The organism is Myxococcus sp. CA040A, assembly GCF_013336725.1.
Lineage (GTDB): Bacteria > Myxococcota > Myxococcia > Myxococcales > Myxococcaceae > Myxococcus > Myxococcus llanfairpwllgwyngyllgogerychwyrndrobwllllantysiliogogogochensis.
In genome coordinates this window covers 1,461,981-1,487,196 of the sequence record NZ_JABUMR010000001.1, presented here as the reverse complement: position 1 = coordinate 1,487,196, position 25,216 = coordinate 1,461,981, and the positions used below count along the sequence as shown (strand labels likewise).

At 69.8% G+C, this 25,216-nt stretch carries 21 protein-coding genes and 1 tRNA gene; 11 read left to right on the top strand and 11 right to left on the bottom strand.

Annotated elements, in window-relative coordinates; translation table 11 throughout:
* Nucleotides 1-17: 17 nt before the first annotated feature.
* Nucleotides 18-920 (top strand): hypothetical protein, encoded by a 903-nt coding sequence (locus tag HUA75_RS06105; RefSeq protein ID WP_174485773.1) that lies wholly within the window; start codon nt 18-20, stop codon nt 918-920.
* A gap of 7 nt (nt 921-927) precedes the next feature.
* Here the strand turns inward: HUA75_RS06105 and HUA75_RS06100 are convergent, their stop codons facing one another.
* The 8 genes from HUA75_RS06100 to HUA75_RS06065 form a co-directional block, all read right to left on the bottom strand.
* Nucleotides 928-2,265 carry a M24 family metallopeptidase gene (locus tag HUA75_RS06100; RefSeq protein WP_174485772.1) on the bottom strand — a complete coding sequence of 446 codons (1,338 nt, stop codon included), beginning with the start codon at nt 2,263-2,265 and terminating at the stop codon, nt 928-930.
* A gap of 718 nt (nt 2,266-2,983) precedes the next feature.
* Nucleotides 2,984-3,172: a hypothetical protein gene (locus HUA75_RS06095; RefSeq protein ID WP_174453548.1), complete on the bottom strand. Its 189-nt coding sequence runs from the start codon at nt 3,170-3,172 to the stop codon at nt 2,984-2,986.
* A gap of 109 nt (nt 3,173-3,281) precedes the next feature.
* On the bottom strand, nt 3,282-6,296 hold the full coding sequence (locus HUA75_RS06090; RefSeq protein WP_174485771.1) for a CHAT domain-containing protein: 3,015 nt from the start codon (nt 6,294-6,296) through the stop codon (nt 3,282-3,284).
* Nucleotides 6,293-6,889, bottom strand: a complete 597-nt coding sequence (locus HUA75_RS06085; protein ID WP_174453546.1) for an RNA polymerase sigma factor — start codon at nt 6,887-6,889, stop codon at nt 6,293-6,295. Before HUA75_RS06085 ends, HUA75_RS06090 begins: the two co-directional genes overlap by 4 nt.
* 241 nt (nt 6,890-7,130) lie before the next feature.
* On the bottom strand, nt 7,131-7,322 hold the full coding sequence (locus HUA75_RS06080) for a hypothetical protein (RefSeq protein WP_141644211.1): 192 nt from the start codon (nt 7,320-7,322) through the stop codon (nt 7,131-7,133).
* Between the two features lie 147 nt (nt 7,323-7,469).
* Nucleotides 7,470-10,445: a CHAT domain-containing protein gene (locus HUA75_RS06075; RefSeq protein WP_174485770.1), complete on the bottom strand. Its 2,976-nt coding sequence runs from the start codon at nt 10,443-10,445 to the stop codon at nt 7,470-7,472.
* On the bottom strand, nt 10,442-11,029 hold the full coding sequence (locus HUA75_RS06070) for an RNA polymerase sigma factor (RefSeq protein WP_141644213.1): 588 nt from the start codon (nt 11,027-11,029) through the stop codon (nt 10,442-10,444). The genes HUA75_RS06075 and HUA75_RS06070 overlap by 4 nt, the downstream gene beginning before the upstream one ends.
* A 137-nt stretch (nt 11,030-11,166) precedes the next feature.
* Nucleotides 11,167-12,774 (bottom strand): sensor histidine kinase, encoded by a 1,608-nt coding sequence (locus HUA75_RS06065; protein ID WP_174485769.1) that lies wholly within the window; start codon nt 12,772-12,774, stop codon nt 11,167-11,169.
* An 82-nt stretch (nt 12,775-12,856) separates the two neighbouring features.
* Between HUA75_RS06065 and HUA75_RS06060 the strand changes: the two genes are divergently transcribed.
* The 3 genes from HUA75_RS06060 to HUA75_RS06050 all read left to right on the top strand — a co-directional run bounded on the left by HUA75_RS06060 (nt 12,857) and on the right by HUA75_RS06050 (nt 14,990).
* A complete protein-coding gene (locus tag HUA75_RS06060) occupies nt 12,857-13,726 on the top strand; it encodes a DMT family transporter (protein WP_174485768.1) in 870 nt (289 codons plus the stop codon).
* A gap of 104 nt (nt 13,727-13,830) precedes the next feature.
* Nucleotides 13,831-14,379 carry a hypothetical protein gene (locus HUA75_RS06055; RefSeq protein WP_141644216.1) on the top strand — a complete coding sequence of 183 codons (549 nt, stop codon included), beginning with the start codon at nt 13,831-13,833 and terminating at the stop codon, nt 14,377-14,379.
* Nucleotides 14,376-14,990 (top strand): tRNA-uridine aminocarboxypropyltransferase, encoded by a 615-nt coding sequence (locus HUA75_RS06050; RefSeq protein ID WP_174485767.1) that lies wholly within the window; start codon nt 14,376-14,378, stop codon nt 14,988-14,990. The genes HUA75_RS06055 and HUA75_RS06050 overlap by 4 nt, the downstream gene beginning before the upstream one ends.
* A gap of 7 nt (nt 14,991-14,997) precedes the next feature.
* Here the strand turns inward: HUA75_RS06050 and HUA75_RS06045 are convergent, their stop codons facing one another.
* On the bottom strand, nt 14,998-16,440 hold the full coding sequence (locus HUA75_RS06045) for a protein-disulfide reductase DsbD (protein WP_141644218.1): 1,443 nt from the start codon (nt 16,438-16,440) through the stop codon (nt 14,998-15,000).
* 62 nt (nt 16,441-16,502) lie between these two features.
* Nucleotides 16,503-18,338, bottom strand: a complete 1,836-nt coding sequence (locus tag HUA75_RS06040) for an SPFH domain-containing protein (RefSeq protein WP_174453540.1) — start codon at nt 18,336-18,338, stop codon at nt 16,503-16,505.
* Nucleotides 18,339-18,710: 372 nt separating this feature from the next.
* Here HUA75_RS06040 and HUA75_RS06035 point away from each other — a divergent pair, with 372 nt between their 5' ends.
* From HUA75_RS06035 to HUA75_RS06005, 7 genes are all read left to right on the top strand, one after another.
* Nucleotides 18,711-20,072 carry an IscS subfamily cysteine desulfurase gene (locus HUA75_RS06035; RefSeq protein WP_254627439.1) on the top strand — a complete coding sequence of 454 codons (1,362 nt, stop codon included), beginning with the start codon at nt 18,711-18,713 and terminating at the stop codon, nt 20,070-20,072.
* Between the two features lie 98 nt (nt 20,073-20,170).
* On the top strand, nt 20,171-20,572 hold the full coding sequence (iscU, locus tag HUA75_RS06030) for a Fe-S cluster assembly scaffold IscU (protein WP_141644221.1): 402 nt from the start codon (nt 20,171-20,173) through the stop codon (nt 20,570-20,572).
* Nucleotides 20,573-20,616: 44 nt separating this feature from the next.
* Nucleotides 20,617-21,018 (top strand): iron-sulfur cluster assembly accessory protein, encoded by a 402-nt coding sequence (locus HUA75_RS06025; protein ID WP_141644222.1) that lies wholly within the window; start codon nt 20,617-20,619, stop codon nt 21,016-21,018.
* Nucleotides 21,019-21,130: 112 nt separating this feature from the next.
* On the top strand, nt 21,131-21,688 hold the full coding sequence (gene hscB / locus HUA75_RS06020) for a Fe-S protein assembly co-chaperone HscB (protein ID WP_174485765.1): 558 nt from the start codon (nt 21,131-21,133) through the stop codon (nt 21,686-21,688).
* Nucleotides 21,685-23,529: a Fe-S protein assembly chaperone HscA gene (gene hscA, locus HUA75_RS06015; protein WP_174485764.1), complete on the top strand. Its 1,845-nt coding sequence runs from the start codon at nt 21,685-21,687 to the stop codon at nt 23,527-23,529. Before hscB ends, hscA begins: the two co-directional genes overlap by 4 nt.
* 1 nt (nt 23,530) lies before the next feature.
* Entirely contained in the window at nt 23,531-23,908 is a 378-nt protein-coding gene (locus HUA75_RS06010) for a 2Fe-2S iron-sulfur cluster-binding protein (RefSeq protein WP_174453538.1), read from the top strand.
* An 89-nt stretch (nt 23,909-23,997) separates the two neighbouring features.
* Nucleotides 23,998-24,081, top strand: a tRNA-Leu gene (locus HUA75_RS06005).
* Between the two features lie 75 nt (nt 24,082-24,156).
* On the opposite strand, the gene HUA75_RS06000 is transcribed toward HUA75_RS06005, so the two are convergent.
* Nucleotides 24,157-25,200 carry a lysylphosphatidylglycerol synthase transmembrane domain-containing protein gene (locus HUA75_RS06000; RefSeq protein WP_141644238.1) on the bottom strand — a complete coding sequence of 348 codons (1,044 nt, stop codon included), beginning with the start codon at nt 25,198-25,200 and terminating at the stop codon, nt 24,157-24,159.
* Nucleotides 25,201-25,216: the final 16 nt, after the last annotated feature.

Below are 25,216 nucleotides of genomic sequence, written 5' to 3'. Positions count from 1 at the left end.
TCGACGGGACCACCGCCATGCCTACGCCTCACCGCACCCTCGTGCTTCACCGCTGGAGCGCCGCGTGGCTCGTCGCCACCGCCCTGCTCCTGACCGGGATGCGCGCCGGGGCGCAGGTGCGCGAGCCCGACAACTTCCTCGCCACCTCCGTCACCTTCTCCTCCGCGCCCCGACTGCGGCACGTCTCCACGCGCCACTTCTCGCCCACCCTCGCCGCCGGCTTCCGTGTCTCCGAGCACGGTCAGCTCCGGCTCGACTGGGGGCTGCCCTACACCGCGCTGAAACCCGAGGGTGGCGTGGAGGGCACGACGAGCCACGTTGGTTCGTCCAACCTGCTCGTGGGCCTGCACCATGTCCGCACGTTCGCGGATGACAGCCTGTTCGTCCGCATCGGCGCGGGCGTCGCCCTGCCCCTGGCCCGCCATGAGGACGCCGACATCATCGGCTCCCGGAGGGTCGAGACGGAGGGCGTCAACTACGCCACCGCCGCCGCCGTGCGGGGGCTGGCGGACCCGTGGCTGTGGGCGCTCGACACCACATCCGTGGTGCTGCCCATGGCCGTGGGCGTGGACCTGCCCGGCTTCCAGGCCCGCGCCGACGTGGCGCTTGGCATGCTCATGCCCGTGTCCCGCTCCGCGCGCGACACCCACTTCGTCGCGCAGGCCAGCGTGGAGGCCTCGCTCGGACTTGGAATGCTCGAGCCCGGCGTGCGCGCCCAGGTCGTCTCGCCCCACCTCACCGAGGCGACGTGGGACGGAGAGGACTCCCAGCTCTCCCTGGAGCCCTTCGTCCGCGTGCGGCTCGGCCCCGCGTTCGCTCGGGCCGGCGTGCGCATCGATTTGGGCGCTCCCGAGTCGAGCCCCGCGCCCAGCGCCTCACGCATGTGGGCACTGGGGATGGGGTTGGGCGTGGCGTTCTGAAGCCCCTCTACTTGATGAGGTAGAAGGCTTCCTGACGCGGCACGAAGAACTTCCAGCCTTCCTGCGTGAGGTAGGCCGGGTCCTCCTCCATCACCGCCACCTTCTGTCCGTCCCACTCCGGCACGGGCGTGGCCGTGTTCAGCTCGATGGCGATGTATGAGCCTTCTCGCAACGGCTTCGGTGTGTCCTTGCGCGTGGACGAGCGGAAGTCGATGGAGGCGCCCAGCGCGTGGCCGTGGTTGCCCAGGGGATGGCTGTACACCTGCGCCTCGATGCCACGCGCCGTCATCTCCGCCATCGTCTCGTCATACACTTCCGCGGACGAGCGGCCCGGCCGGGAGGCCTGCACCATCAACACGTCCTGGAGCGCGTTCGTGTTCGCCAGCGCGTTCTTCAGGCCCTCGGGCGCGTCCGTCTCACCGTCGCGCAGCACATAGGCCATCTTCTGCCAGTCGGTGTGCAGCCCCAGGTAGCTGATGCCGAAGTCCACGTGGATGAGGTCGCCGCGCTCGATGACCAGGTCCTCCTTCGCCACCGCGAGGAAGCCTCGGGACTTCGCGGGGATGCCACCCTTGCGCTGCACGCGCATGTCCGGCTGGAACCACGTGCCCACGCCCAGCGCGCCCAGCCTGTCGTAGAGCCAGCGGCGCACGTCCCCCACCGTCGTCTTCCCCGGCACGATGACCTTCGAGGAGAAGGCCTCCTTCACGATGGCGTCCGTCAACTCCACCATCCCCTTGTAGGGCTCCCACTCCTCGGGCAGCCGCGTGTCCAGGTACTCCTCGATGAGCGGCGCCGCGCTCACGAAGCGAGCCTCCGCCTCCGCGCCAAACGCGTCCAGGAGGTAGGCATAGCCATCCTTCGTCAGGCTGCGCGTCACGCCCCGCTTGCCGCCGATGCCCAGCGCAATCGCCTTGGGTTGGTAGCGCGAGTCCAGCGACTTCAAGGCCTCGGGGGCGGACTGGCCCTCCTCGGGTGCCTCGAAGAACTTGAGGATGGACTCCTCCGCGTAGCCCGTCAGCGCCACGCGCTTCAGACCCTCCGCTCCCGCGTCCACGAAGACGAAGATGTCCCGGTTGCCCGCGTACGGACGCGGCGGTGCCACGAACTGCGTCAGCGGATCATCGTTGAACTCCTCGTTGACGATGATCCACATGCCCACGCCGTGCCGCCGCATCATCTCCAGCAGCAGGCCATGGCGCTTGTCCAGCCAGTCCTCCCGCAGCGCAATCTGCTGGGACAGGGACAACAGCTTGGGCGTTTCAGCTTTCTGTGCCGCGCACCGCGGTCCGGTACAGGCGGCCAAGAACAAGAGCGGCAAGGCCGCCCACTTCAGCAGGGTCATGGGGGACTCCGAGTCGAGCTGGAGTCACACCCTAGCTCCCGTCCCTCCAACGCCGAAGTCCCCCACCCCCGGAGCCCTTGGAGACTCCGGAGGCGGAGGACCTGGGGCGCGTCCTGCCACCTGCTCCCTCGTCCGCCGCACCTGGCCCTCTTCGGATGACGCCCCCCACGACCCACTTGGTCCTGCGCGTCGTCTCCCCCACCACTACGACGCCATCCGATTGAGGTGGATGGTCGTCCCCCGACGCCATCCGCCAGCATGATGCGTTTCCCCGAACCCTCGCGCCGTGAATCTCAATAACTGGCGATCTGGAAATCCAGGTCGTCACCCAGGAGGAGCTCGGTCCGCGCCTCCTCCTGGTCCTGCTCATCCCCCCCAAAAACGCTCCCCCCCGCCCGACCCGCCTCCCACTCGCCCCCGTCCGCCAACGCCCCCCAGGTCCCCCCACCCGCTCCACGCCCATCCTCCGGTGCCCACATCCCATGGGTGTCACCATGGCCCCGCGCGTCACCTCGGAACATCACTCCCCCCTGTCGCGATGCAGTCGAAGCAGCCGTACTCCCCCGTCGCCGCCCTCTTCCTTCTGAAATACGTTCCGAGCCTTTTTCCTTGAGCGTCCTTGTTCAAAAAAAATCGGGGCGCCTCCCCCCGGAAACGCCCCGAAAAACAAGCAACTCTCCAGTAATTCAGGAGAGTCATGAAACGGCTGTTACGTGTTTCAGCGCTCGTCGTTGGCGGCCGGCTCGTCCGCCGGAGGAGGCGGGGGCAACGAGAGCCTGGCGGAGAAAACGGGCGTCGCCTCCTCCCCGGTCGGCGCGCGCAGGCCCCGATCCTTCTCCGGCGGTGGATCCGGAATCTCCTGGGCAACGAGGCCCGCGCTGGTCTTCCCCGAATTTGAATTCAGCATGTGAGAATCCCCCCCTGTTCGATGTTTCAAGACGCGACGCGCCGTCAGGTCGACGGAGCGTCACCTCCAGAACGCGGGGGGTCGGAATCCTTGATGACGTGTCGACACGTCACTCGAACAGGAGGACCTGTGCGGGCCAGGTTGCCGCCGGCTCGCGGGCCAGCCACGCCAGGCGCTCGTCGCGCAGGGCCCGGGAGGCCGGGGCCCCCGCGCGGATGCGCTCGCGTACGGACTCGAAGAAGCGCCCCGCCGTATCGGGAATGTCACCGGTGGAGGCGAGCACGGTGCGCGCCCCTGCCTCGATGAAGGCCACCGGCAGGCTCACCGTTTCGTGAAGGAAGGGCGCGGCGCGAGCAGCCCCACACGCCGCGAGCAACACCAGGGGGGCGCCGGCGAGCGGCTGCTCCCGCACCTGGTTCGCCGCGAGCGCGTACCGTCCATCCTCTTCCGGCGCGAGCACCAGCAGCGAGGAGTCCGACAGCTCCGAGCTGAAGAGGCCGTGCGTGTGGAGTTCAATCTCGCGCGCCTCCGCCATCTCACGAAGCACGCGCGACGGGGTGGCGGCCGCGCCGCGCAGCTCCACTCGCAGCGGGTCCGGCACACGAGGCGCCTCCAGGGGCGAAAGCTTCTCCAGCCCGAGCGCTGGCGGCGCGTCCACGCCCGTGACGACCAGGTGGCGGCCGCCCTGGACCCGCGCCTCGGGAACGGGCCCGGGGCGCCCCACGCGGTAGCTCCAGGCCAGGTCCGCGGGCAGCAATCCCGGCAGGCCGTGCACGGGCGGCAAGGCCAGCACGTCCACGTGCTCGCATCCGCGGAGCGCCGCCACCAGCCTCGATGGAACGAGCCCGTCGGCCGTCCCGTGCAGGGACGAGGAACGCCGGTCGTCATAGACGCCCGACAGCGCGCCCGCCGCGTCGCGTACGGTCGTCACCGTGCGCTCGTGGTCCACGGACACCGCGAGCACACAGCGCTCCGGGACGGGCACCCGGAGGGCCTGCCCCATCAGCGCCAGCACCTGCTCCTGGACACCGGAGCGGGCCGCGTCGCTCACCAACACGCCGTACGAGAAGACCCGGGCCTTGCGAGCGTCCACGTCCCGAGGAAGCGCCTCCGCCGCGTCGATGGCGCCATGCAAGAGTTCCCGCCCCGACGCCCGCTCCCGCTCCAGCATGAACTGACCGTCCAGGAACGTCAGCAGCGCCAGCTCCCCTGGCGTGCGCGAGCCGCGGCGCAGTTCGTCGAGCGTGCGCCGTAGCAGGTCCTCGTCGCGGACCTCCGCGCCATGGCGGGCCAGATACGAGAGCACCCATGCGCCCGACATGCCCAGGGGGCGTCCACAGCGGGTGGCCTGCTCCAGCTCCTCGCGGGCCTCGTCCGGGCGGAAGTCGGACCAGGCCACGATGGCGAGGTTGCGGTGCACATACGTGCGCTGTTCGCAGTCATCCGGGATGCGTGACAGGGACTCGCGCAGGAAGGCCCGCGCGCTGGCCGCGTTGTGGCGAAGGCGGGCGATCTGCGCCATCTCCTGGAGGAACTGCTGCTCCAGGTTCCACTCCCCCAGCTCCCGCGTCAGGCGCCAGCCGTCACGCGCTTCCTCCAGCGCGTCCGCCTGCCGGTGCAGTCGCACGAAGAGGTCCGCCAGCCGTCGTCGCAGCATCGCGCACCGGTACGCCAACCCCCGCCCCGAGCACGACGACAGCGCCGCGCGCAGCCGCTGCTCCGCCTTCCACGGTTCGCCCGCGTGCTCCTCCCGGACGGACAGCTCACGCTCGGCCAGCAGCACCAACCAGGGGTCGCCTCCGGCCCGGGCGATGCGCTCGAAGTCGTCCAGGTGGCGCGCCACCATGTCCAGCGCCACGAGCGCGCCCAGGTACAGGTCGTCCTCTCCGGAGCGCCGCAGGCTCTCCAGGAACGCGCCCGGCGAGGGATGCTCACCCCTCAGCAGTCGCGCATAGTCTCGCGCCAGCGGCCCTCTGCGCTGGAAGTCCGCGCGCGCGACGGCCTGCACGGTGTCGCGCAGCGTGGAGCCGCCCTGCACCTCGTCCAGCACCTCCGCGAGCGGCAGGAGCCGCAGCGCCGCCTCGCGCGTGGTCGCCGTCCTCAACGCGTCGTAGAAGGACAGCCTCACCACGCCCGGGAAGCGACGGGCCTCGGCCAGCGGCAGACGCGCGCCTTGCATCGTGGTCAGGTTCTGCGCCGCCGCCCTTGCGTCTTGGAAGTCCCGCGAGCGCAGCAACGTCTCGCTGCGCAGCGCCTGGGAGCGCACCCGGGCTTCCTCGCTCCACCCGGCCTCCCCCAGCTTCACCACCGCGTCGAAGGCCTCCGCGGCCTGGAGCGTCAACCCCAGCTCCCGCAACACCAGCGCCCGGTTCCACAGCGCCTGCGGATGGTCCGGCGACTTTCGCAGCACGGTCTCCAACTGCTCCAGCGCGTCCTCGCGCCGCCCCTGCTCCAGCGCGATGACCGCCAGGTCGCTGTCGCGGTCCAACGACGCGGGCGTCCGTCGCAGGAAGTCCGCCGCCTGCCGTACATCCCTGCGCACGAGGTAAGCGGCGGCGATGCCATGCAGGTCGCCCCGGTCCTCCAGCTCCGCCAGCTCGCGCAGCGGCAGGGGCGCCGTCACCACGGGAGCCTCGGGCCCGGCGCGCATCGGCACGTAGGGGCGATACCCGTCCGCCCGTGAATAGGAGACCCGCGCCTCCAGCGCGCGCTGCGTCGCATGGGCCACCCACACCTCGGGCGACGTGTCCCTCGCGCGAGGCACGGCCAGCACCAACACCAGGAGCCCCGCGGCCAGCGCCACCGCTCCCGCGGCCCACCAGCCCACCGGGCCCCTCCGCGCGGGCAACACCGAGCGCAGCCGCTGGTGCCACGCGGGCTTCGGCCAGGGCGGCGAGGGCCACGCCGGGGACGTCTCGAAGCGCGGCGCTTCTGCCGCCTCCTCGTCGAGGGGCAACCCCTCCGGGTGGAGTGCCTGGAAGCCAAGCAGCTCCAGTTGCATCGCCTCGTGCAGCCCGGACGCGCACATTCCGCAGCGAGCCAGGTGGTGGCGGAAGTTCTCCTCGTCCACCGGGGGCAACTCGCCATCCAGGAACAGATACAACCGATGACACGGAGGGCTCATGCCATCCCCCCACCATCCGTCAGCGGCATCAGCAGCTCGCGCAGCTCCTTGCGCGCCTGGAACAGCCAGCTGCCCACGGTGCCCTCGGGCACGCCCATGCGATGGGCGATGGCCCGGTAGCGCAGTCCCGTGGCGTGCAGCTCGAACGCCTCACGCACGCGCGGATTGGGCAGCCGGGAAATGGCCTGGACCAGGTCCGCGTCGGTGATGCGCTCCCACATCTCGCCCGTTCTCGCGTCGGGAGACTCCACGTCCTCGCGCACCAGGCGGATATCCCGGCGCTCCTGCTCCAGCAGCTCCGTCCGCCTCCTGCGGCACTGGTCCAGGAAGTGATTGGTGAGCGCCCTGCACAGCCACGCCCGGTACACGGGCTCTGGCTGCGAGGACAAGGTGGCATGGTGGACAAGCGCCCGGACAAGCGCTTCCTGCGCCAGATCCTCCGGGTCGATGCCACCCTGGCCGCACAGACGCCTCGCCAGGGCCACGAGCATGGGCCTGACGCGCTGAGCGAACTCCTCGAAACCTTCGTGTGCCACGGCGGCACTGTAGGCCACGGTGAATCGCTTCACCGAGGCATTGCGATGGTCCTTCATCGACCCCTCGCCCTCCTTCCACGCCCACTCGAAACGCAGCCACCCGGAATCCTTGGGTCGCCGTCTGGAAACCGACGCAACCACGCCGGTTTCCGCCAGCTCCCGGACATCGGTGCAGCCCCCAGGGCGGAGTCGACCCGCCACCGGAAGGACACCGCGTCTGCTCCGCCCCACCACTTGCTTGGACGCCCCACGAACGGGAGACATCCGCGAAGCGTTCCGGCCGCCGCGCTCGTCCCACTCAGCCCGGAGGACCGGTGGGAGGAGGGTCCCTCACGTCGGGACGGGCGGTCGCCGGAGGAGTGTCGGACTCGTCTCCGTGGACATCCCCGTCCACCTTCGGCTCCTGCTCCGGAGCGGTCCCACTCACCGCGGGCCCTTGCAGCGCGGGCGCTTCCTCCGTCGGCTTCGCGTCGCTCAAGCAGTTCGTCATGTCGCACGGCTCCTGGGGTCCGCCATCCGCTCCCCCGCTGGATGCGGGGCGCTGGCGGCCCTCATGCCATAGAACGCACGACGTCCTGCTTGTTGCCGGAAACCCCTCACGTCACATCCCTCGACAAGGAGCGCTCTCGCGAAGCGCTCACTCGAAGAGGAGGACATGGGACAGCCACCGCGCGTCATCGGGGTGTTCGCGCAACCACAGCGCGCGCAAGTCCCGCAACGCCACGGACGGACGAGCCCCCGCGCGGATACGCTCGCGCACCTTCTCGAAGAAGCCGCCCGCGGTGTCGGGAATCTCCACGGAGGCCGCCAGCACGGCACTCGCGCCCGCCGAGATGAAGGCCACGGGCAGGCTGAAGGACTCATGCGGAAACGGCGCCGTCTTCGCCGCGCCACACGTGGCCAGCAGCACCAGCGGAGCATGCTTCAGCTTTGTCTGACGGACCTTGTCGGCGGTCAGCGCGTAGCGTCCGTCCGGGTCCGGCGCGAGCACCACCATCGACGCGTCGGACAGGGAGGCGCTGAACAACCCATGGGTGTGGATTTCGACCTCGGACGCGTCCTCCATCTCCCGCAGCACCCGTGACGGCGTGGCCTCCGCGCCTCGAAGCTCCACGCGCCACGGGTCCGGTACGCGCGGCGGCGTCAGCGCCCCCAACTTCGGCAGCCGCAGGGCGGGCGGGCTCGCCACCTCGGTGACGACCAGGTGACTGGACTGCCCTCCTTGCGCGGGCGGGCTCCGCGCGCCTCGCCCCACGCGATAGCTCCACGCCAGCGAGTCCGGCAACAGACCGGTGAGACCATGCACGGGCGGCCGGGTGAGCACCTCCACGTGCTCGCAGCCCGTCAGCTCCTTCACGAGCTCGGCGGGAACCAGTCCGGAGGCATCGTCGCGCAGCGGCTCCCGACGGTCGGAGGAATACGCGCCCTTCAGCTCGCCCTGAGGCCCGCGCGCGAGGACCAGGGTGCGCTCGTGCTGAAGCGACACCACCAGCAGGCAACTCGCGGGGACGGACTCGACGCGCAGCTCGCGGCCCATCAACGCGAGGGCCTCACTCCAGGCACCGGCGCGCCCCGCCTCGGAGAGCAGGGCCGAGTAGCCGAAGGCGAGCGCCTTGCGCGCGTCGACGCTGTCCGGCGTGTGCTCCGCCATCGACACGCCCCTCCAGAGCAACGCCTGGCCCGCGTCTCGCGACTGCTCCAGCGCGAACTGCCCCTCGAAGACGAGCAGCAACGCCTCGCGCCCGGGCGAGCCTCCCTCCCGCCGCAGGTCCGCCAGGGCCCGGCGCAGCCAATGCTCGTCATGGGGCCTGGGATTGGAGCGGGCCATCTCCGACAACACCCGCGCGCCTGTCATCCCCAGAGGTCGCTCACATTCCAGCGCCCGCTCCAGCGACTCGCGCGCCGCGTCCGGACGGAAGCGCTGCCACTCCAGCAGGGCCACGTTGCTGTGCACGTGCGTGCGCTGGGCGCAGTCCTCCGGCATGCGGACCAGCGACTCCTCCAGATAGGCGCGGGCGCTGGTGAAGGAATGTTGATAGCGCGCCACGTCCGCCAGCTCCTGGAGGAACAACTGCTCGTACCTCCACTCGCGAGACTCCTGCGCGCGGCCCCAGCCGTTCCACGCATGCTGGAAGGCGTCCGCGGGGCGGTGCAGGTCCAGGTACAGCTCCGTGAGCGCATGCTCCAGACCCAGGCAGCGATACACCAGGCCCTGCTTCTGGCAGGTGTCCAGCGCCTCCAGCAGCCGCTGCTCGGCGTTCCACCAGCGACCGTCCCGCTGGTCCGCGCGAGCCAGCTCCAGTTCGCCGAGCACCCGCATCCACGGGTCCTCGGACGCCTGCGCCAGTCGCACCAGCGCTTCCGGGTCCACCGGCTGTCGCGCGGAGCCCGCGAGCACGAGCGCGCCCAGATAGAGGTCATCCTCTCCCGAGCGGCGCAGCTCCTCCATCACCGCCCCGGAAGGCGACAGCGCGCCCAGCACGAGTTGGGCGTACCTCCGCGCCAGAGGCCCCCTTCGTGTGAAGTCCCGCTCCGCCACGCGAGACAGCCACGTCTGGAGGACGGCTCCGCCATAGCGCTCGTCCAGTGCCCGGGCCAGTGGAAGCAACCGCAGCACATCCTGTCGCCGGGGTGCCGCTCGCACCGCGTCGTAAAAGGCCAGTCGGAGGATGCCCGGATGGTCCCTCACCGCCACCAGGGGCAGCGGCGCGGACGCATCCGTCAGCAAGTCCCGCGTCGCGGCGAAGGCGTCCTTCCAGGCTCGACCGCGCCAGAGCGTGGACTCGCGCAGGGCCCGTTCCCGGGCCGAGGCCTCCTCGCTCCAGCCCACCTCTCCCAGCTTCGCGACCTCTCCGAACGAGTCCGCCGCCTGGAGCGTCAGCCCCAGCTCCGCCAGCGTCAGCGCCCTGTTCCACAGGGCCTGGGGATGTCTCGGTGAGACGCGCAGCACGCCCGCCAGCAGCTCCAGTGCCTCTTCCAGGTGCGCGTGACGCGTGTCGAGCGGCCCGCCCTGTCGCGCCTGCTCCAGCGCCAGGAGCGCCAGGTCACAGTCCCTGTCCACCGAGGGAGGCAGCCGCTTCAGGAAGGCCAGGGCCTGTCGGGGCGCACCGTGAAGCAGGTACGCGGTGGCGATGCCGTGCAGGTCTCCCCGCGCCTCCATCCTCGACAGCTCCTGCAGCGGCAGCGAGGGCACGGCGGGACGTGACCAGGCCCCGCTCCGGTTCGGGACATAGGGCTGGTAGCGCGCATCCACCGCGCGATACGTCACCCGCGCCTCCAGCGTGCGCGGGCCGTCCTTGACGAGCCAGGACAGGTCTTCGCCGCCCCAGTGGCCGGCGCTCGGGAAGAACAACAACACCGCGAGACACGCGACGAGGACCTTGAAGCCAGACCCGCTCTCGCCGAACCAACGCCCGGTGGAAGGAGGCCGCTTCGCGGATGAAGGCGCATGCGAGGGAAAGGCCCGATGCGCCAGCAACTCCAGTTGCAGGCTCTCCCGGAAGCGAGCCTCGCAAAGCGAGCACATGCCCAGGTGCTGACGAAACCCGCACTGCTCCGCCGCGTTCATCTGGCCATCGAGGAATCGAGGCAGGTCCTTGCAGTCGCCCGTCATCGTCCCCGCTCCCGGCGTCGACGCTCGGCCGTCTCACGCAGCAGTTCTCGAAGCTCCAGTCGAGCGTGATGCAGGCGCGCGCCCACCGTCCCCTGCGGTACGCCTGTCTCTCGAGCGATGCGCGCATAGGACATCCCTTGGAGGTACTGCTCGAAGGTCAATCGCAGCTTGGGGCTGAGGAAGGTCAGCGCCCACTTCACGTCCTCTTCACCGACGTGACACCACAGTTCGTCCTGCGCGGCCTCGTCGATGTGCTCCGCTTCCTCGTGGAGCTCGAGCAGGTTGCGCAGCCGGTCCGCCTCGCTCTTGCGGCGCCGACACCGGTCCAGAAAGCAATTCTCCGCCACCCGCCCCAACCAGAAGCGCTGCTTGTACGACTCCCAATGCTGTAGGTGTTCCCACTGGAGCAGCGCACGCAACAACACATCGTGCACCAGGTCTTCGACCTCGTGCTCGATGCCCACGCAATACTTTCTAAGAATGGCAAACAACGCGGGTTGGAATTGGCGAGCGAAGACCTCGAAGTCCGCCCTCGGTTCTCCAGACGGAGGCTCCACCACCCTCAATCTCGGCCGTGCTCTCATGGCCCCCTCCTTCCCTTTCACCAGAGAACGCGTCAGGTCTGCTTTATTGCCGACACGCTCTTTTCCTCACAGACACGGCATTCGAGCGACATCCGAAAGCCCTGTGGAGAAATTGTCTACGTGAAGACAGTATGACGTCAGGAGGCGGCAGCGGCCAGGGGCACGGGCTGCGTCAAAGGGAGCGTCACGACGAAGCTCGCGCCTCCCAGGGACTCGGAGCGTCCAGCCCGCACCGCGCCTCCGTGGCGCTCCAGGATTCCCCGGGCAATGGCCAGCCCCAGGCCCGTCCCCGGGCGAGGTCCCTCACGGCGACGTCCCGTGACGAAGGGTTGGAACAGCCGGGGGAGCAGCTCCGGAGGGATGCCTTGGCCACTGTCCTCGACGATGACCTGGAGGGTCGCCTCGGAACGCTCGCAGCGCACGCGCAGGCGTGGCGTGGGAGTCTCGCGCAGCGCGAGCAAGGCATTCTCCAGGACAATCACAAACACTTGCGAGAGCTGGGATTGGTCCGCCTCCAGCTCCAGCGGTCCGCTGTCCGCGAGTTCGAAGGCCACGTCCGGCGCCAGCGCTCCCAATCCCTGTCTCGCGGTGGAATACGCCAGCTCCACGGTGGCGTGAATATCCACCCGGCGCAGCTCCAGCGGCCGGGGCCGGCCATATCGCAGCAGCTCGTCCACGAAGTGCCCGGCGCGGGAGATCTGCTCACGCATGGCGGCGACCGAGTCCGCATCCACGCCCTGGCGCTCCAGGAGCTTCAGGTGCGCGGCCAGCACGCCCAGCGGGTTTCGCACCTCGTGGGCCACGGCGGAGGTGAACTGGCCCAGCTCCGCCAGCCGCGCCGCCTGGTCCGCGCGGGTCTCCTGCTCGGCCAGGGCCGCCACCAGCTCGGTGCCGGTGGCCCGGCCCTTGAGGAACCGGCGCCCCAGCCATTCCTGGAGCCCCTGACGCAGGGGCTCGAAGGCGAGCGCCGCCAGCGCCAGCAGGAAGAAGGCGCCCACCCGGTACTCGCGCAGGAAGGGTTGTCCGCTGCCCGCCATCAGCGTCAACACGCCGAAGAGGAAGCCCGCCGACAGCACCGCCGCCATCGCCGAGTAGACGAGGCTGCGCTCCAGGAGCCTTCGCTCCCCGGGAGGCTGATGCGCGTTGACCACGTGCACCAGCACCAGCAGCGAGGCCAGCACCCCGTACAGCCCGAAGGGCAGCGCGTAGCCACCCGACAGGAGCAGCGCCGTGCCCAGCCCGCCCGAGTACGCCAGCGCGCCGACGGTGCCCAGGCTGCGCAAGAGCGGCCGTCGCTCCGGCGTCTCGCGCGGATACGAGCGGGCCAGATGCAGCAGCGGCACCACGGCCGCGGAAACCGACAGCCCGATGACGGGCCAGAACAACGGCCCCCGCTTCATCGCGAGCGGCCCGTACAGCGCATCCGGAAAGAGCGCGCCCACGATGGTGACGACCGCCGCCACGAAGTAGGCCAGCACCACCTGCCGGTAGGAGCGCTGCCGGGTGACGTCGTAGGCGACGTGGAGGTACGCGGCGGCGGTGAAGGCACCGCTGGCGGCGAAGCGCGACCCCAGCCACGCGCCCTGGGGCACGCACATCAAGAGCAACGAGCCGCTCCAGAAGGCCGTGGCCAGGCAGTACAGCGTCAAGCCCCGGGCGTCACGTCCGCGCAGCGCGGCGGTGAAACACAGGAGGAGCGACACCGAGAGGACGGGCACGAGGCTGTAGGCGAACAAGGGCCCCATGGACGGAGTGTGGCAGATGTTCCTAGGCTGCGCGCCCCGTCGGCGCCTCCGGGCGATTCGGCGTCACCAGGAGTCATGAGCAGTGCGGCACTTCGCCATGGTCGCGGCCGGGGCCACCCTCTGGGGGTGTTGGTCCCTCTTCCTCCGGCCCGCGGGCCTGTCCTGGGCCCAGAACGCGCTCCTGGCTCTCATCGCCATGTCGCTGCCGGTGCCCTTCCTGCTGCGCGGCGCCCCCTGGCGCGACAAGCGAGCCACCGCGGCCCTGCTCGTCGTCGGCCTGGCGGACGCGGCCAACATCAGCCTCTTCTTCGCCGCCATGAAGCGCGGCCCCGTCTCCGTGGCCGTGCTCACGCACTATCTGGCCCCCCTGCTGCTGGCGCTCGCGGCCCCCTGGGTGCTGGGCGAGCGGCGCTCCTTCCGGGCCCTGGTCGCCGCGCCCGTGACGTTGCTGGGGCTGGTGCTGCTCATCGGCCGGCCGGATGGGACGGGCGGCGCGGGCATGACGGCGGCGCTGGGCGCCGGGAGCGCCCTGTTCTACGCGGCCATCGTCCTGGGGACGAAAGCGGCGACACGGGCATATTCTCCCGTGGCGGTCGCGTCGCTCCATGCGCCGGTGTCCGCGGGGGTGTTGTTGCTCATCGCCGGGGCGGATGCCTTGCCCCCGGCGCTGGATGGGGCCACGCTCCAGGTGCTCGCCGGGGGCGCGGTATGTGGCCTGCTGGGGACGTGCCTCTTCAATGCCGGACTGCGCCATGTGCCCACGGCGGCGGCCGGGGCCCTGACCTATCTGGAGCCGCTCACGGCCTCCCTGGTGGGCTGGGCCGTCTTCGCGGAGGCCCTCACCCCGGTGGGGGTGGCGGGCGGACTGCTGGTGTTGGCGGCGGGGGTCTGGGTCGCCTCCGAGCGAAGGGGCGCCGCGTCAGGCGTGCCCCTCCCGTCCGCCGCGCCTTGAACCCTCCGCCGAACTCCCCACTTGCAAGGTCGGGGAATCCTTTGGTCCTCTTGGGTGAACGAAGCTCTTGCTTGCAGTGCAGCGCCTGGCGACGCCGTATGCCCATGGAAACCGCAGCAGACAGCCGTGAGTATCGCGTCCTCTTCTTCTGTCCCGCGTCCAACGCGCGACTGGAGCGGCTGGAGGCACCCGTGCGGCGATTGCTGTCACGCATCCAGGCGCCCCCCGCGGAGCTGACGCCCATCCAGGAGTCGGGCGCGCTCTCCGAGGCCGGTTGGCAGGTGTACCTGGTGCGCTCGCTCACCGAGCGCTCCGCGGCCCAGGCCATGGCCGCGTACGTGAGCGAGGCGACGTGCGCGCTCGCCGCCGAGGTCGACGCGGAGGTGCTGGGGCTCTACGTGGACGTATCCGGTGACTCGGCGCGAATCTGCCGCTGCGGGCCGGAGGACGGGCCGGAGACCTTCGCGGGCCGGAGGCAGGCGGCGCTCAACCGCACGGCCGAGTGGCTGGAGGTGGCGCCCATCCTCCTGTCCGCCATCTTCCAGCTCGACGTGCCGGACGCCGACTACGAGCCGGACGCGGATGACCGCTACGTCGAGGAGAAGCTTCGTGAGGCGCGCGTGCTGATGGAGCGATACCGTCAGGGGAAATGAGGTCTCGAACTCCGGAGGACCTCGCGGGTCGCTGTCCGCGCTGTTTTCTGCCCACCGTGTTGTGCCTGTGCGCCGAGCTGCCCGTCATCTCCACGCGCACCGAGCTGCTCATCATCCGTCACCACAAGGAGACGCTGAAGTCGACGAACACGGCCCGCATGGCCGCGCTCGCGATGCCTCGCTGTCGCATCGTCTCGTATGGCTCGCCGAGCGAGCGCTTCGATGTGTCGACGCTCGAGGACGACGGCGCCACGTGGCTCTTGTTCCCCACGACCCAGCAGGCGCCCGCGCCGGATGCCGCGCTTCCGAAGCGACTCATCGTCCTGGATGGGAGCTGGGGGCAGGCGAAGCGCATGGTGCAGCGGGTGCCGGAGCTGCGCCGGCTGCCGAGCCTGATGCTGCCTCCGCCGCCACCCGACTCACGCAGGCTGCGCAGGCCGCCCCATCCGGATGGCATGTCCACGCTGGAGGCCATCGCCGGTGCCTTCGCGCACCTGGAAGGCGAGGACGTGGCGAGGCCCCTCTACGCGCTGCATGAGCTGATGATCGACCGCGTGCTCGCGAGCCGGGGACGCAGGCCCGGCACCTCGTGTGACGAGGACGGGGACTGATCGCGGCTCAGCAGGACGCGCCGTCGGTGCAGCGCGCCTTGCGCATCTCCGCGGCGAAGGGCGTGGGCTCCAGGAAGCCGGTGATGCGCGGACGCGTGAGCACCTTGCCGTCCTGGGCCACGAAGGCCACCGTCGGCAGGCCCTCCACCCCGAAGCGCTCCATCAACGCGTCGAGCGCGTCCTCGCTGTTCGTCGCGTCAATCTTGATGGTGAGGAACTGCCCCTCGGACGACTGCGAGATGACCTCGGCCGCCGGGTACGTCTCGCGGTCCAGTTCCTTGCAGGCCGCGCACCAGTCCGCGAAGAAGTCGATGAGCACCGGGCGCCCGTCCGTTTTCGCCTGGGCCAGCACCTTCTCGAACGCATCCGCGGAGAACGTCGCGTGCTTGGCGGGCATCACGTGGTGCCACTGCCAGGACGGCGCGCGCGGCGGCTCGGCCACACCCAGGCGCACCCACAGCTCGCCCACCGGGCCCGCATCCAGCGCGCCACCGCGAATCACCAGCGCCACCACCACCAGCGCCACGCCGAACGCCTTGAACGAGAACTCCCGCGCGCCCTCCTTGAAGGAGCGGTGCACCGCGCCCACCAGCACGCCCACCACCGCCAGCCCGGCCGCCACGGCCGCGCCCGGCACCCGGCCCAGCTCCGCGCCCAGCATCTTCACCACGCCGCGCGCCCAGGGCGACGCGTCCTTCAGGTAGCTGAAGGCCAGCGCGACGAGGACGATGCCCAGCACGCTCTTCACCCACTCCATCCACACGCCGCTCTTGGGCAGCCGCACCGTGGACACGCCGAGGACGAAGAACGGCACGCCGATGCCCAGCGCGTAGATGAACAGCAACGAAGCGCCCAGCGTCGTGTTCGCCGTCTTCGCCACGAAGGCCAGCAGGCCCGTCAGCACCGGCCCCGTGCACGGCGCCGCCAGGAACCCGGACACGCTGCCCATCAGGAACGCGCCCGCCACGCCCGCGCCGCCCACCGAGTTCAGCCGCGTCTGGAGGCTCGACGGCAGCGCCAGCTCGAACGCGCCGAACATGGACGAGGCGAGCAGCAGCAGGAACACCGCCAGCCCCGTCACCACCGCCGGGTGCCCCAGCATCGAACCGAACGCCTGCCCCGTCTTCGCCGCGAGGATGCCCAGCGCGCTGAACACCACCCCCATGCCGACGATGTAGGACGTGGTGAGCAGCAGCGCCTTGCCCCGGCTGTCCGCCTTGCGGGCGCCGAAGACGGACACCGTAATCGGGATGAGCGGGTAGACGCAGGGCGTCAGCGCGGTGAGCAGACCGCCGCCGAAGACGACGGCCGCGCCCACGAAGAGGCTGCCGGATTCGAGGAAACGCGCCGCGTCGAGCTCCGTGCTCGGCCCGGTGGGCAGCAGCCACGGCACCACGGCCACCGCCACGCCGGCCAGCACGGCCATCAATCCCAGCTTCTTGGCATTCATGCGCGCTTCACTCCGTCTTCCCGAAAGGGCCTGCCTTGTATACGCAGGCCCCGGTCAGCGGGCTACTGCGCCGTGGGGGCAAGCGAGGAAGCGGGCACCTTCAAGCCCGCGGAGCGCGCCAGCCCCATGACGCCCTCCACCGCGGCGGCGATGTAACCAAAGGGATTCGCTCCATCCACCGCCGTGACGTGAACCTCGCCCATTTTCTGCTGGAAGGCCGCCGCCACCAGCGGGAGCTGCTGCGCGAGCGTCATCTGGATGACCTCCGGACTGATGGTGTTCTCGATGTCGCGCAGCGCGCGGGCTCGCGACAGCTCCAGCCCCTGGCGCGCGTTCTCCCGGCGAACCTCCAACTCCGCGATGGCGACCTCAGCCTCGGCGATGGAGCGCCGGGACTGCACCACCTGGAGCTGGGCCTTGAGCTTCTCCACTTCCTGGAGTTGCTCGGCCAGCTGCCCCTCGTGCCTCGCCGCCGTCTGCTCCTGTTCGCGACGCAGCCGCTCCAGCTCCATCTGCGCGCGGGCGTTCTCCTGCTCCTCCTCACGGCGCAGGCGCTCCAGCTCCATCTGCGCGCGGGCGTGCTCCGCTTCCTGCTCCCGCTGCAGGCGCACCAGCTCGAACTTCGCCTGCGCGGCCTCGGCCTCCTGCGCCAGCTTCTGCTTCTCCAGCTCCAGCTTCGCGCGGCCCACGTCCGCGTCCTGCTCGCGCTTGAGCGTTTCCAGGGCGATGCGCGCGCGCGCCACCTCGGTTTCCTGCTCGCGCGCCAGCTTCTCCATGTCCACCTGCGCGCGGCTCGTCGCGAGCGCCCGCTCGGAGACAATCTTCGCCTCCGCCAGTCGCGCCTCGGCGTTGAGCGTCTCCAGTTTGGCCTGCTCGTCGGAGACCTGCTTCTTCTGTCGGACCTCCTGCTCGGCGGCCAGCTTGGTGAGCGCCACCTCGCGCTCCACGGTGACCTGCTCCTGCTTCAGCGTGCGCTCCTGGGCCAGCTTCGCCTCGGCCACGCGCGCGGCCACCGACAGCGTCTCCAGCTGGGATTGTTCGTCCGCCGTCTGCTTGCGCTGGCGGACCTCGTCCTCGGCCTCCAGACGCTGGAGGTTCAATTGCCGCTCGGCCTCCGTCTCCTCGCGGTGGACGAAGCGCTCCTTGGCCAGCTCCGCTTCGCGCGCCTGCCGCTCCTGCTCGCGACGGAAGCGCGCCTGCATGTTCTCGAAGACGGTGGACGACAGGACTCGCACGTCCTGGATTTCAATCGTGTCCAGCAGCACACCCCAGCCCGCGTCCACCGAGTCTTCCAGCCGACCCCGGCCCGCGAGCACGGGCCCGATTTCGCGCATCAGCTCCGCGGCGATGCCCTCCTTGCGCCGCGACAGGCACTCCTCGATGGAGAGGTTGGCGACGAGGCGCCGCGCCGCGCCGACGAACATCTCCCGCAAGAGCTCCGCCAGCTTCTCCTGCGCCCGCTCCGGGAAGGAGAAGTTGAGCATGCGGAAGGCCACCAGCGGGTCGGCGATTCGGTACACCGCGAGGCCCGTCACCTGCACGCCCACCTTCTCGCTCGTCACCTGGTCCGCGGTGAACTGGAGCCGCTGGATGCTGGTGGGCACAATCGCCACCGAGTCACCCGGCAGCTTGAAGCAGCTCGCACCCTGACCGCTGACCTCGCGCACGCGGCCTCGACGCATGTGGACGAGGAACTCGCTGGGCCGCGCGGTGATGAGGCCCCAGCGCTTCACCTTCTCCGGGTCCTCCGCCGGCTTCCCCGCGCGCCAGCCGTCCGAGTACCGGTTGCGCTCCATCCCCCCGGAGCCTCCCTCCACCCGGACCAGCTGCGTCCGACCGGCTTCCGTGGACTCCGCCTGCTCCCTCGACCGGGCCGTCTGCTTCGCGTTCGCGCTCATGCCTGCCTCCTGATGGACCACCCAGGTTGCAGCCCCCCAGCCAGCGCGGACCCCACGGGAAATCAGACGCTTACAGGCGACAGTAGCCAGGGTACCGCGCCATTTCGGAGCACCCCGCTCCAGGACGGCGCACCTGGGACTGATCCACCCTGGCCCAGCCGTTCCACCGCCGACATCCCCTCCATCCGGCCAGTCCCAACAGGTCTCTCGTCCGCCTTATGTTCGCTTGACCCGAGGGCACCCGATTTTATAATTGACCAGTCCGGTCCACATTCATGTGTGACGGTGTATGCCCGCCGCAGCGCGCCCCTTGGGTGGCGCCGGGGTGCGGGGGCAGTCGTAAGCCCCTTCAGGAAGGTGTGGGAAGCGATGCTGAAGCTGCCGATCTACATGGACAACCACGCCACCACGCCGCTGGACCCGCGTGTGCTGGAAGTGATGCTCCCGTACCTGCGCGAGGACTTCGGCAACGCGTCCAGCCGCAACCACGTGTTCGGCTGGAAGGCGGAAGCCGCCGTGAAGAAGGCCCGCCAGCAGGTGGCCGAGCTCATCGGCGCGACGGACCAGGAGATTGTCTTCACCTCCGGCGCCACCGAGTCCGACAACCTCGCGATCAAGGGCGTCATCGAGTACTACAAGTCGAAGGGTGACCACATCATCACCCTGAAGACCGAGCACAAGGCCATCCTGGATACCTGCAAGCGCCTGGAGCGCGTGCGGCAGGAGCGGCTGGACGAGCTGAAGCTCCTGCGCCTGGGGCAGCTGGCCGAGCGCGACGTGTCGCCCGAGGAAGTGGCGGAGCTGGCCGCGAAGCACGACCTGGAGAACGACGCGACCTACAAGAAGTGGGCGGAGCTGCCCACCGGTGGCGCGCGCGTGACGTACCTGGACGTGGAGCAGGACGGCCGGGTGAGCCTGGAGAAGCTCGAGGAGGCGATGACGCCGAAGACGGTGCTCGTCTCCATCATGTTCGCCAACAACGAGATTGGCGTGGTGCAGCCCGTCGCGGAGATTGGCGCGCTGTGCCGCAAGAAGGGCATCCTCTTCCACTGCGACGCGGTGCAGGGCATCGGCAAGGTGCCCTTCGACGTGGAGTCGATGAAGGTGGACCTGGCCTCCATCACCTCGCACAAGATGTACGGCCCCAAGGGCATTGGCGCGCTGTACGTGCGCCGCAAGCCGCGCGTGCGCATCGCCCCCATCATCGACGGTGGCGGCCATGAGCGCGGCATGCGCTCCGGCACGCTGAACGTCGCGGCCATCGTCGGCTTCGGCCACGCGGCGCAGCTTGCCCGCGAGGAGCTGGCCGACGAGGCCGCCCGCATCCTCCGCCTGCGCGAGAAGCTCCGGAAGGGGCTCACCGACGCGCTGGACATGACGGTGCTCAACGGCTCGCTGGAGCACCGGCTGCCGGGCAACCTCAACATCTCCTTCGCTCACGCCGAGGGCGAGTCCCTGATGATGGGCATCAAGGACGTCGCGGTGTCGTCAGGCTCCGCGTGCACGTCCGCCTCGCTGGAGCCCTCCTACGTGCTGCGCGCGCTGGGCGTGGACGAGGAGCTGGCGCACAGCTCCATCCGCTTCGGCCTGGGCCGCTTCACCACCGAGGAGGAGGTCGACTTCGTCGTCAACCTGGTCGTGGACAAGGTCCGCAAGCTGCGCGACATGAGCCCCCTCTACGAGATGGCCAAGGAAGGCATCGACCTCAAGAGCATCGAGTGGACGGCGCATTAGCGCGTCTTTCCAGGCAATCAGCGGGGCGCATGGCCCCTCGACCGGTGGGCATTGCTCCCCGGAACCTTTGGTGAGAAGCATCCGTTGAAGGAGTTGGCATGGCTTACAGCGACAAGGTCATCGACCACTACGAGAACCCCCGCAACGTCGGGACGATGGACAAGGAAGACCCGAACGTGGGCACGGGCCTCGTGGGGGCTCCGGCGTGCGGCGATGTGATGCGCCTGCAGCTGAAGATTTCCGACGACGGGCTCATCGAGGACGCGCGCTTCAAGACGTTCGGTTGCGGGTCCGCCATCGCCTCCTCGTCGCTCGTCACCGAGTGGGTGAAGGGCAAGACGGTGGACCAGGCGATGACCATCTCCAACAAGGACGTGGCCCGGGAGCTGTCGCTGCCGCCGGTGAAGATCCACTGCTCGGTCCTCGCCGAGGACGCCATCAAGGCGGCCATCGAGGACTTCAAGAAGAAGCGCGCCGCGCGCAAGGCCCAGGCATCCTAAGGGCTGTTGGTACGGCGAACTTCACGACTCCAGGAGGCGAAACCATGAGCGAACAGGCGACCCAGCAGACGACGCAGAGCCCGGTGCCTGGCCCCGCGCCCGTGGCCAAGCCCGCTCCCAAGGGCATCGTCGTGGCGGACAGCGCCGTGGCCCGTCTGAAGGAGCTGCTGGAGCAGCGGCAGACGCCCGAGGCGGGTCTGCGGTTGGCCGTGAAGGGCGGCGGGTGCTCGGGCCTCCAATACTCCATGGAGTGGTCCGAGAAGTCCCGCGAGCGCGACAAGATTTTCGAGCGCGACGGCGTGCGCGTCTTCGTGGACCCGAAGAGCTACCTGTACCTCATTGGCACGGAGCTGGTGTTCGAGCAGACGCTCATGGCCTCCGGCTTCAAGCTGAACAACCCCAACATCAAGGCCGCTTGCGGCTGCGGAGAGAGCTTCTCCGTCTGAGTGGGGACAGTCCTCGTCCCTTCCCTTCCGGAAGGGACACCGTCACGCGGGGTCCGGCCAGCCGCCGGGCCCCTTTCGTTTGTCCGCCCCACACCCCCATGGAGCACACCGAGTGAGGACCCACTTCGACGTCTTCGGGCTGCCGCGCGCCTATGACGTGGACGTGCCCGCGCTGGAGAAGCAGTACCGCGAGCTTTCGCTCCAGCTGCACCCGGACCGCGTGGCCCAGGCCGACGCGCGCGAGCGCCTCAAGGCCCTGGAGGGGACGACTGCCCTCAACGAGGCCTTCAAGACGCTGAAGGACCCGGTGCGCCGCGCCTTCTACCTCCTGAAGTTGCACGGGGTGGACCTGGACCGCGAGGACGCGGGCGCGCAGAAGGACATGCCCCTGGAGTTCCTCGAGGAGGTCATGGAGCTGCGCGAGGCGCTCGACGGGGCCATGGAGAAGAAGGACCTCGCCCGCGTGCAGGCCATGGGCAGCCAGGTGCGGGGCCGGAGCAAGGCGGCGCTCGACGAGGCGGCCGGTGTCCTCAGGACCCTGGAAGGTGGGGGGCCAGCGGAGGAAGCGCCGGCCCAGGTGAGAAAGGCATCGCACGCGCTGGGGCGGGTGCGCTACTTCACGCGCTTCCTCGAGCAGGTGGACGCGTTCGAGGAGGAAAGTCTGTCGTGAGCAAGAACGGCTACCTGCAGATCCACGACCCGCTGAAGCCCAAGGGCCAGGCCGTGGGCATCGACCTGGGCACCACGCACTCACTCGTCGCCGCGGTGGCGCAGGGCAAGCCCCGCTGCGTCCCGGTGGACGAGGGCGACTCGCTGCTGCTGCCCTCCGTCGTGCACTACGGCAAGGACGGCGGCGTGGTCACCGGCGCGCGCGCGCGCGCCCAGGCTGGCGAGCACCCCACCGACACCATCTCCTCCGTGAAGCGCTTCATGGGGCGCGGCCCCGACGACGCGGAGACGCGCAAGCTGGGGCACTACAAGTTCGCGCCCGGCGCCAACGTGGTGCGCTTCGACGTGGCCGGCGGCAACCCGGTGACGCCCATTGAAGTCTCGGGCGAAATCCTGCGTGCGCTGAAGCGCCGCGCGGAGGCCCACTTCTCCATGAAGGTGGAGCAGGCCGTCATCACCGTGCCAGCGTACTTCGACGACGCCCAGCGCCAGGCCACCAAGGACGCGGGCCGGCTCGCGGGGCTGGAGGTGCTGCGGCTGCTCAACGAGCCGACGGCGGCGGCGCTGGCGTACGGACTCGACAAGGGCAGCCAGGGCACCTTCGCCGTCTACGATTTGGGCGGCGGCACCTTCGACATCTCCATCCTCAAGCTGGTGGACGGCGTGTTCGAGGTGAAGTCCACCGGCGGCGACTCCGCGCTGGGTGGCGACGACTTCGACCGGGCCATTGCGTCACAGGTCTTCCAGGCGCTCGGCATCACCGAGCCCTCCCCTTCCCTCGTGGCCCAGACGCTGGCTGCCTCGCGCAAGGCGAAGGAGGCCCTCACCGACGCGCCCGAGGCGACCGTCACCGTGGGTGGCCAGTCGCACACGGTGAAGCGCGCGGACTTCGACGCGTGGATTCAGCCGCTGGTGAACAAGACGGGGCTCGTGTGCCGTCGGGCGCTGAAGGACGCGGGCGTGGTGGCCGGGGAGCTGGACGGCGTCATCCTCGTCGGCGGCTCCACGCGCGTGCCCGCGGTGCGGCGCTTCGTGGCGGAGATGTTCGGCCGCGAGCCCCTGGGCGACATCGACCCGGACCAGGTGGTGGCGCTGGGCGCGGCGGTGCAGGCGGACCTGCTCACCAACGAGGACCGGCAGGACGAGGTGCTGCTGCTGGACGTGATTCCGCTGTCGCTCGGGTTGGAGACGATGGGCGGCATCACCGAGAAGTTGATTCAGCGCAACTCCACCATCCCCACGGCGGCCGCGCAGGTGTTCACCACGTTCAAGGACGGGCAGACCGGCCTGGACGTGCACGTGGTGCAGGGCGAGCGCGAGCTGGTGGAGGACAACCGCAGCCTCGCGCGCTTCACCCTCTCCGGCATCCCTCCGTTGGCGGCGGGCATGGCGCGCGTGGAAGTGCGCTTCCAGGTGGACGCCGATGGCATCCTCTCCGTCTCCGCGAAGGAGCAGAGCACCGGAGCCGCGCAGTCCATCACCGTCACGCCGAGCCACGGCCTCACGGAGGATGAAATCGAGCGGATGCTGCTCGACTCCATCGAGTACGCCGAGGACGACATCCAGGCCCGACAGCTGCGCGAGCAGCGAGTGGACGCCGAGCGCGTGCTGGCCGAGGCGGACCGGCAGCTGCGCGAGCACGGCGCGCTGGTCCAGGGCGACGAGCGGGCCGCCATCGACGCGGCCCTCGCGAAGGTGCGCGAGACGGCCCAGGGCAACGACTACCTGAAGCTGAAGGAGGCCGTGCACGCGCTGGACGAGACGTGCCGCCCCTTCATCGAGCGGGTGATGAACCAGGCCATCACCCAGGTGGTGGCCGGCCAGTCGGTGGAGGACTACTGACGTGCCCAAGGTGACTTTCAAGAGCCCCCTGGCCGAGGTCAGCGTGGACGTGCCCCCGGGGACCATCCTCCTGGACGCGGCCGAGCAGGGCGGTGCCCAGGTGGGCCATAGCTGTGGCGGTGTCTGCGGCTGCTCCACCTGTCACATCTGGGTGCGCAAGGGCCTCGACTCGCTGAGCGAGCAATCGGACGCGGAGGCGGACCGGCTGGACATGGGGTTCGACGTGCGCCCGTACTCGCGGTTGAGCTGCCAGACGGAGGTCAGCCAGGAGGACGTCACGGTGGAGATCACCGAGGAGTCCCTCACCGCGTTCATGGATGAGAACCCCGTCATCCGCCGCGCCCTCGAAGCCGAGGGGAAATGGCCGCTGAAGAAGTGAGCTTGTTACGTAGTTCTTGACGGCGCGGGGCAGGACTTCTATATGTCCGCCCCAACGCAGCAACGCCGCAGCGCCGCGAGGAACCACCTGCCCAGGTGGTGGAATTGGTAGACACACTAGATTCAGGGTCTAGCGCCTGCAAGGGCATGGAGGTTCGAGTCCTCTCCTGGGCACAAAGTTGAGAAGGGGTCCTGGTTTCAAACCAGGGCCCCTTTTCGCTTTTCAGGGCTCGGATTGCCCCCGCGCGCTCACGGTGGCGCCGGCTCGACGGACTCGTGGGCCACGTGGTGCGCCGCCTCGCGCGCCAGGCTGCCGCCCTTGCGCAAGTCCCTGATTCGAATCTTCCGGACGTAGACGGAGATGGCCCCCACTCCCGCCTGACTGAGCACCGTCCCCAGGTGGGTGAGCGTGGCGAAGGCCGCCGCGTCCTCCGGCGAGGCCCCCAGGCTGCGGGCCGCCCAGCTCGTCACGAAGTAGTAGATGCCCATGCCGGCCGGGACACCTGGGAGCGCCTGTCCCAGGGAGATGGCCCCCAGCATCACCGCCCCCGCGAAGAGGCCCCCCTGGATTCCAATGCCGTGCAGCGCCAGTCCGTAGGCGAGCGCGGACGCCAGGACGGGGCCCACCGAGAAGAAGAGCACCTTGCCCATGCCCCGGAAGGAGCGCGCGGAGCCCAGGCCGTCGCTGACGTGGTGGAGCAAGCCCTCCAGGCGCGGGAAGCGGTGACGGCGGTGCAGCGAGTTCGCCAGCGGAGCGGACCAGTGGGCCAGCAGCACGACGAGGGCGACCAATCCCACGCACAGGGACACCGCCACCTTGAGCTGCCCCTGGAAGCGGGAGAGCGTGGCGCCGAAGGGCCCCAAGAGGGAGAGCGTCACCAGCAACATCAACGCGGCGAACTCCATCAGCTTGCAGACGCCGACGGTGCCCAGGCAGCGCAGGAAGGGAATGCGCTCGGTGCGCGACAGGAGGAACGAGCGGAGGATGTCGCCCAGCTTCCCCGGCAGCGCGTTGTGGACGAAGGCGCCAATGGCGACCAGGTGGTAGCGCTCGCGGAAGGGCACTCGCTTGCGCAAGGTGCTCTGCCATTGCACCGCGCGCAGCGGGATGATGGAGGCCTGGAGCAGCACGAAGGGCAAAAGCCACACGAGGTGGCCGGGCAGGTCCCTCAGGAACTCGTCCAGGGGGAAGCGCGGCTCGAGCAGGGGCCCCGGGCCTTGAAGGTGCCACCGGAAGAACGCCGTGGAGAGAAGGACGACGGACAGCGCCAGCCCCAGCACGGCGAGCAGCACCTTGGGCACGCTGACG

Coding starts and splice junctions, on each gene's coding strand:
- HUA75_RS06105 (WP_174485773.1), top strand. CDS start 18: ATGCCTACGCCTCACCGCACCCTCGTGCTTCACCGCTGGAGCGCCGCG.
- HUA75_RS06100 (WP_174485772.1), bottom strand. CDS start 2,265: ATGACCCTGCTGAAGTGGGCGGCCTTGCCGCTCTTGTTCTTGGCCGCC.
- HUA75_RS06095 (WP_174453548.1), bottom strand. CDS start 3,172: ATGCTGAATTCAAATTCGGGGAAGACCAGCGCGGGCCTCGTTGCCCAG.
- HUA75_RS06090 (WP_174485771.1), bottom strand. CDS start 6,296: ATGAGCCCTCCGTGTCATCGGTTGTATCTGTTCCTGGATGGCGAGTTG.
- HUA75_RS06085 (WP_174453546.1), bottom strand. CDS start 6,889: ATGAAGGACCATCGCAATGCCTCGGTGAAGCGATTCACCGTGGCCTAC.
- HUA75_RS06080 (WP_141644211.1), bottom strand. CDS start 7,322: ATGACGAACTGCTTGAGCGACGCGAAGCCGACGGAGGAAGCGCCCGCG.
- HUA75_RS06075 (WP_174485770.1), bottom strand. CDS start 10,445: ATGACGGGCGACTGCAAGGACCTGCCTCGATTCCTCGATGGCCAGATG.
- HUA75_RS06070 (WP_141644213.1), bottom strand. CDS start 11,029: ATGAGAGCACGGCCGAGATTGAGGGTGGTGGAGCCTCCGTCTGGAGAA.
- HUA75_RS06065 (WP_174485769.1), bottom strand. CDS start 12,774: ATGGGGCCCTTGTTCGCCTACAGCCTCGTGCCCGTCCTCTCGGTGTCG.
- HUA75_RS06055 (WP_141644216.1), top strand. CDS start 13,831: ATGGAAACCGCAGCAGACAGCCGTGAGTATCGCGTCCTCTTCTTCTGT.
- HUA75_RS06050 (WP_174485767.1), top strand. CDS start 14,376: ATGAGGTCTCGAACTCCGGAGGACCTCGCGGGTCGCTGTCCGCGCTGT.
- HUA75_RS06045 (WP_141644218.1), bottom strand. CDS start 16,440: ATGAATGCCAAGAAGCTGGGATTGATGGCCGTGCTGGCCGGCGTGGCG.
- HUA75_RS06040 (WP_174453540.1), bottom strand. CDS start 18,338: ATGAGCGCGAACGCGAAGCAGACGGCCCGGTCGAGGGAGCAGGCGGAG.
- iscU (WP_141644221.1), top strand. CDS start 20,171: ATGGCTTACAGCGACAAGGTCATCGACCACTACGAGAACCCCCGCAAC.
- HUA75_RS06025 (WP_141644222.1), top strand. CDS start 20,617: ATGAGCGAACAGGCGACCCAGCAGACGACGCAGAGCCCGGTGCCTGGC.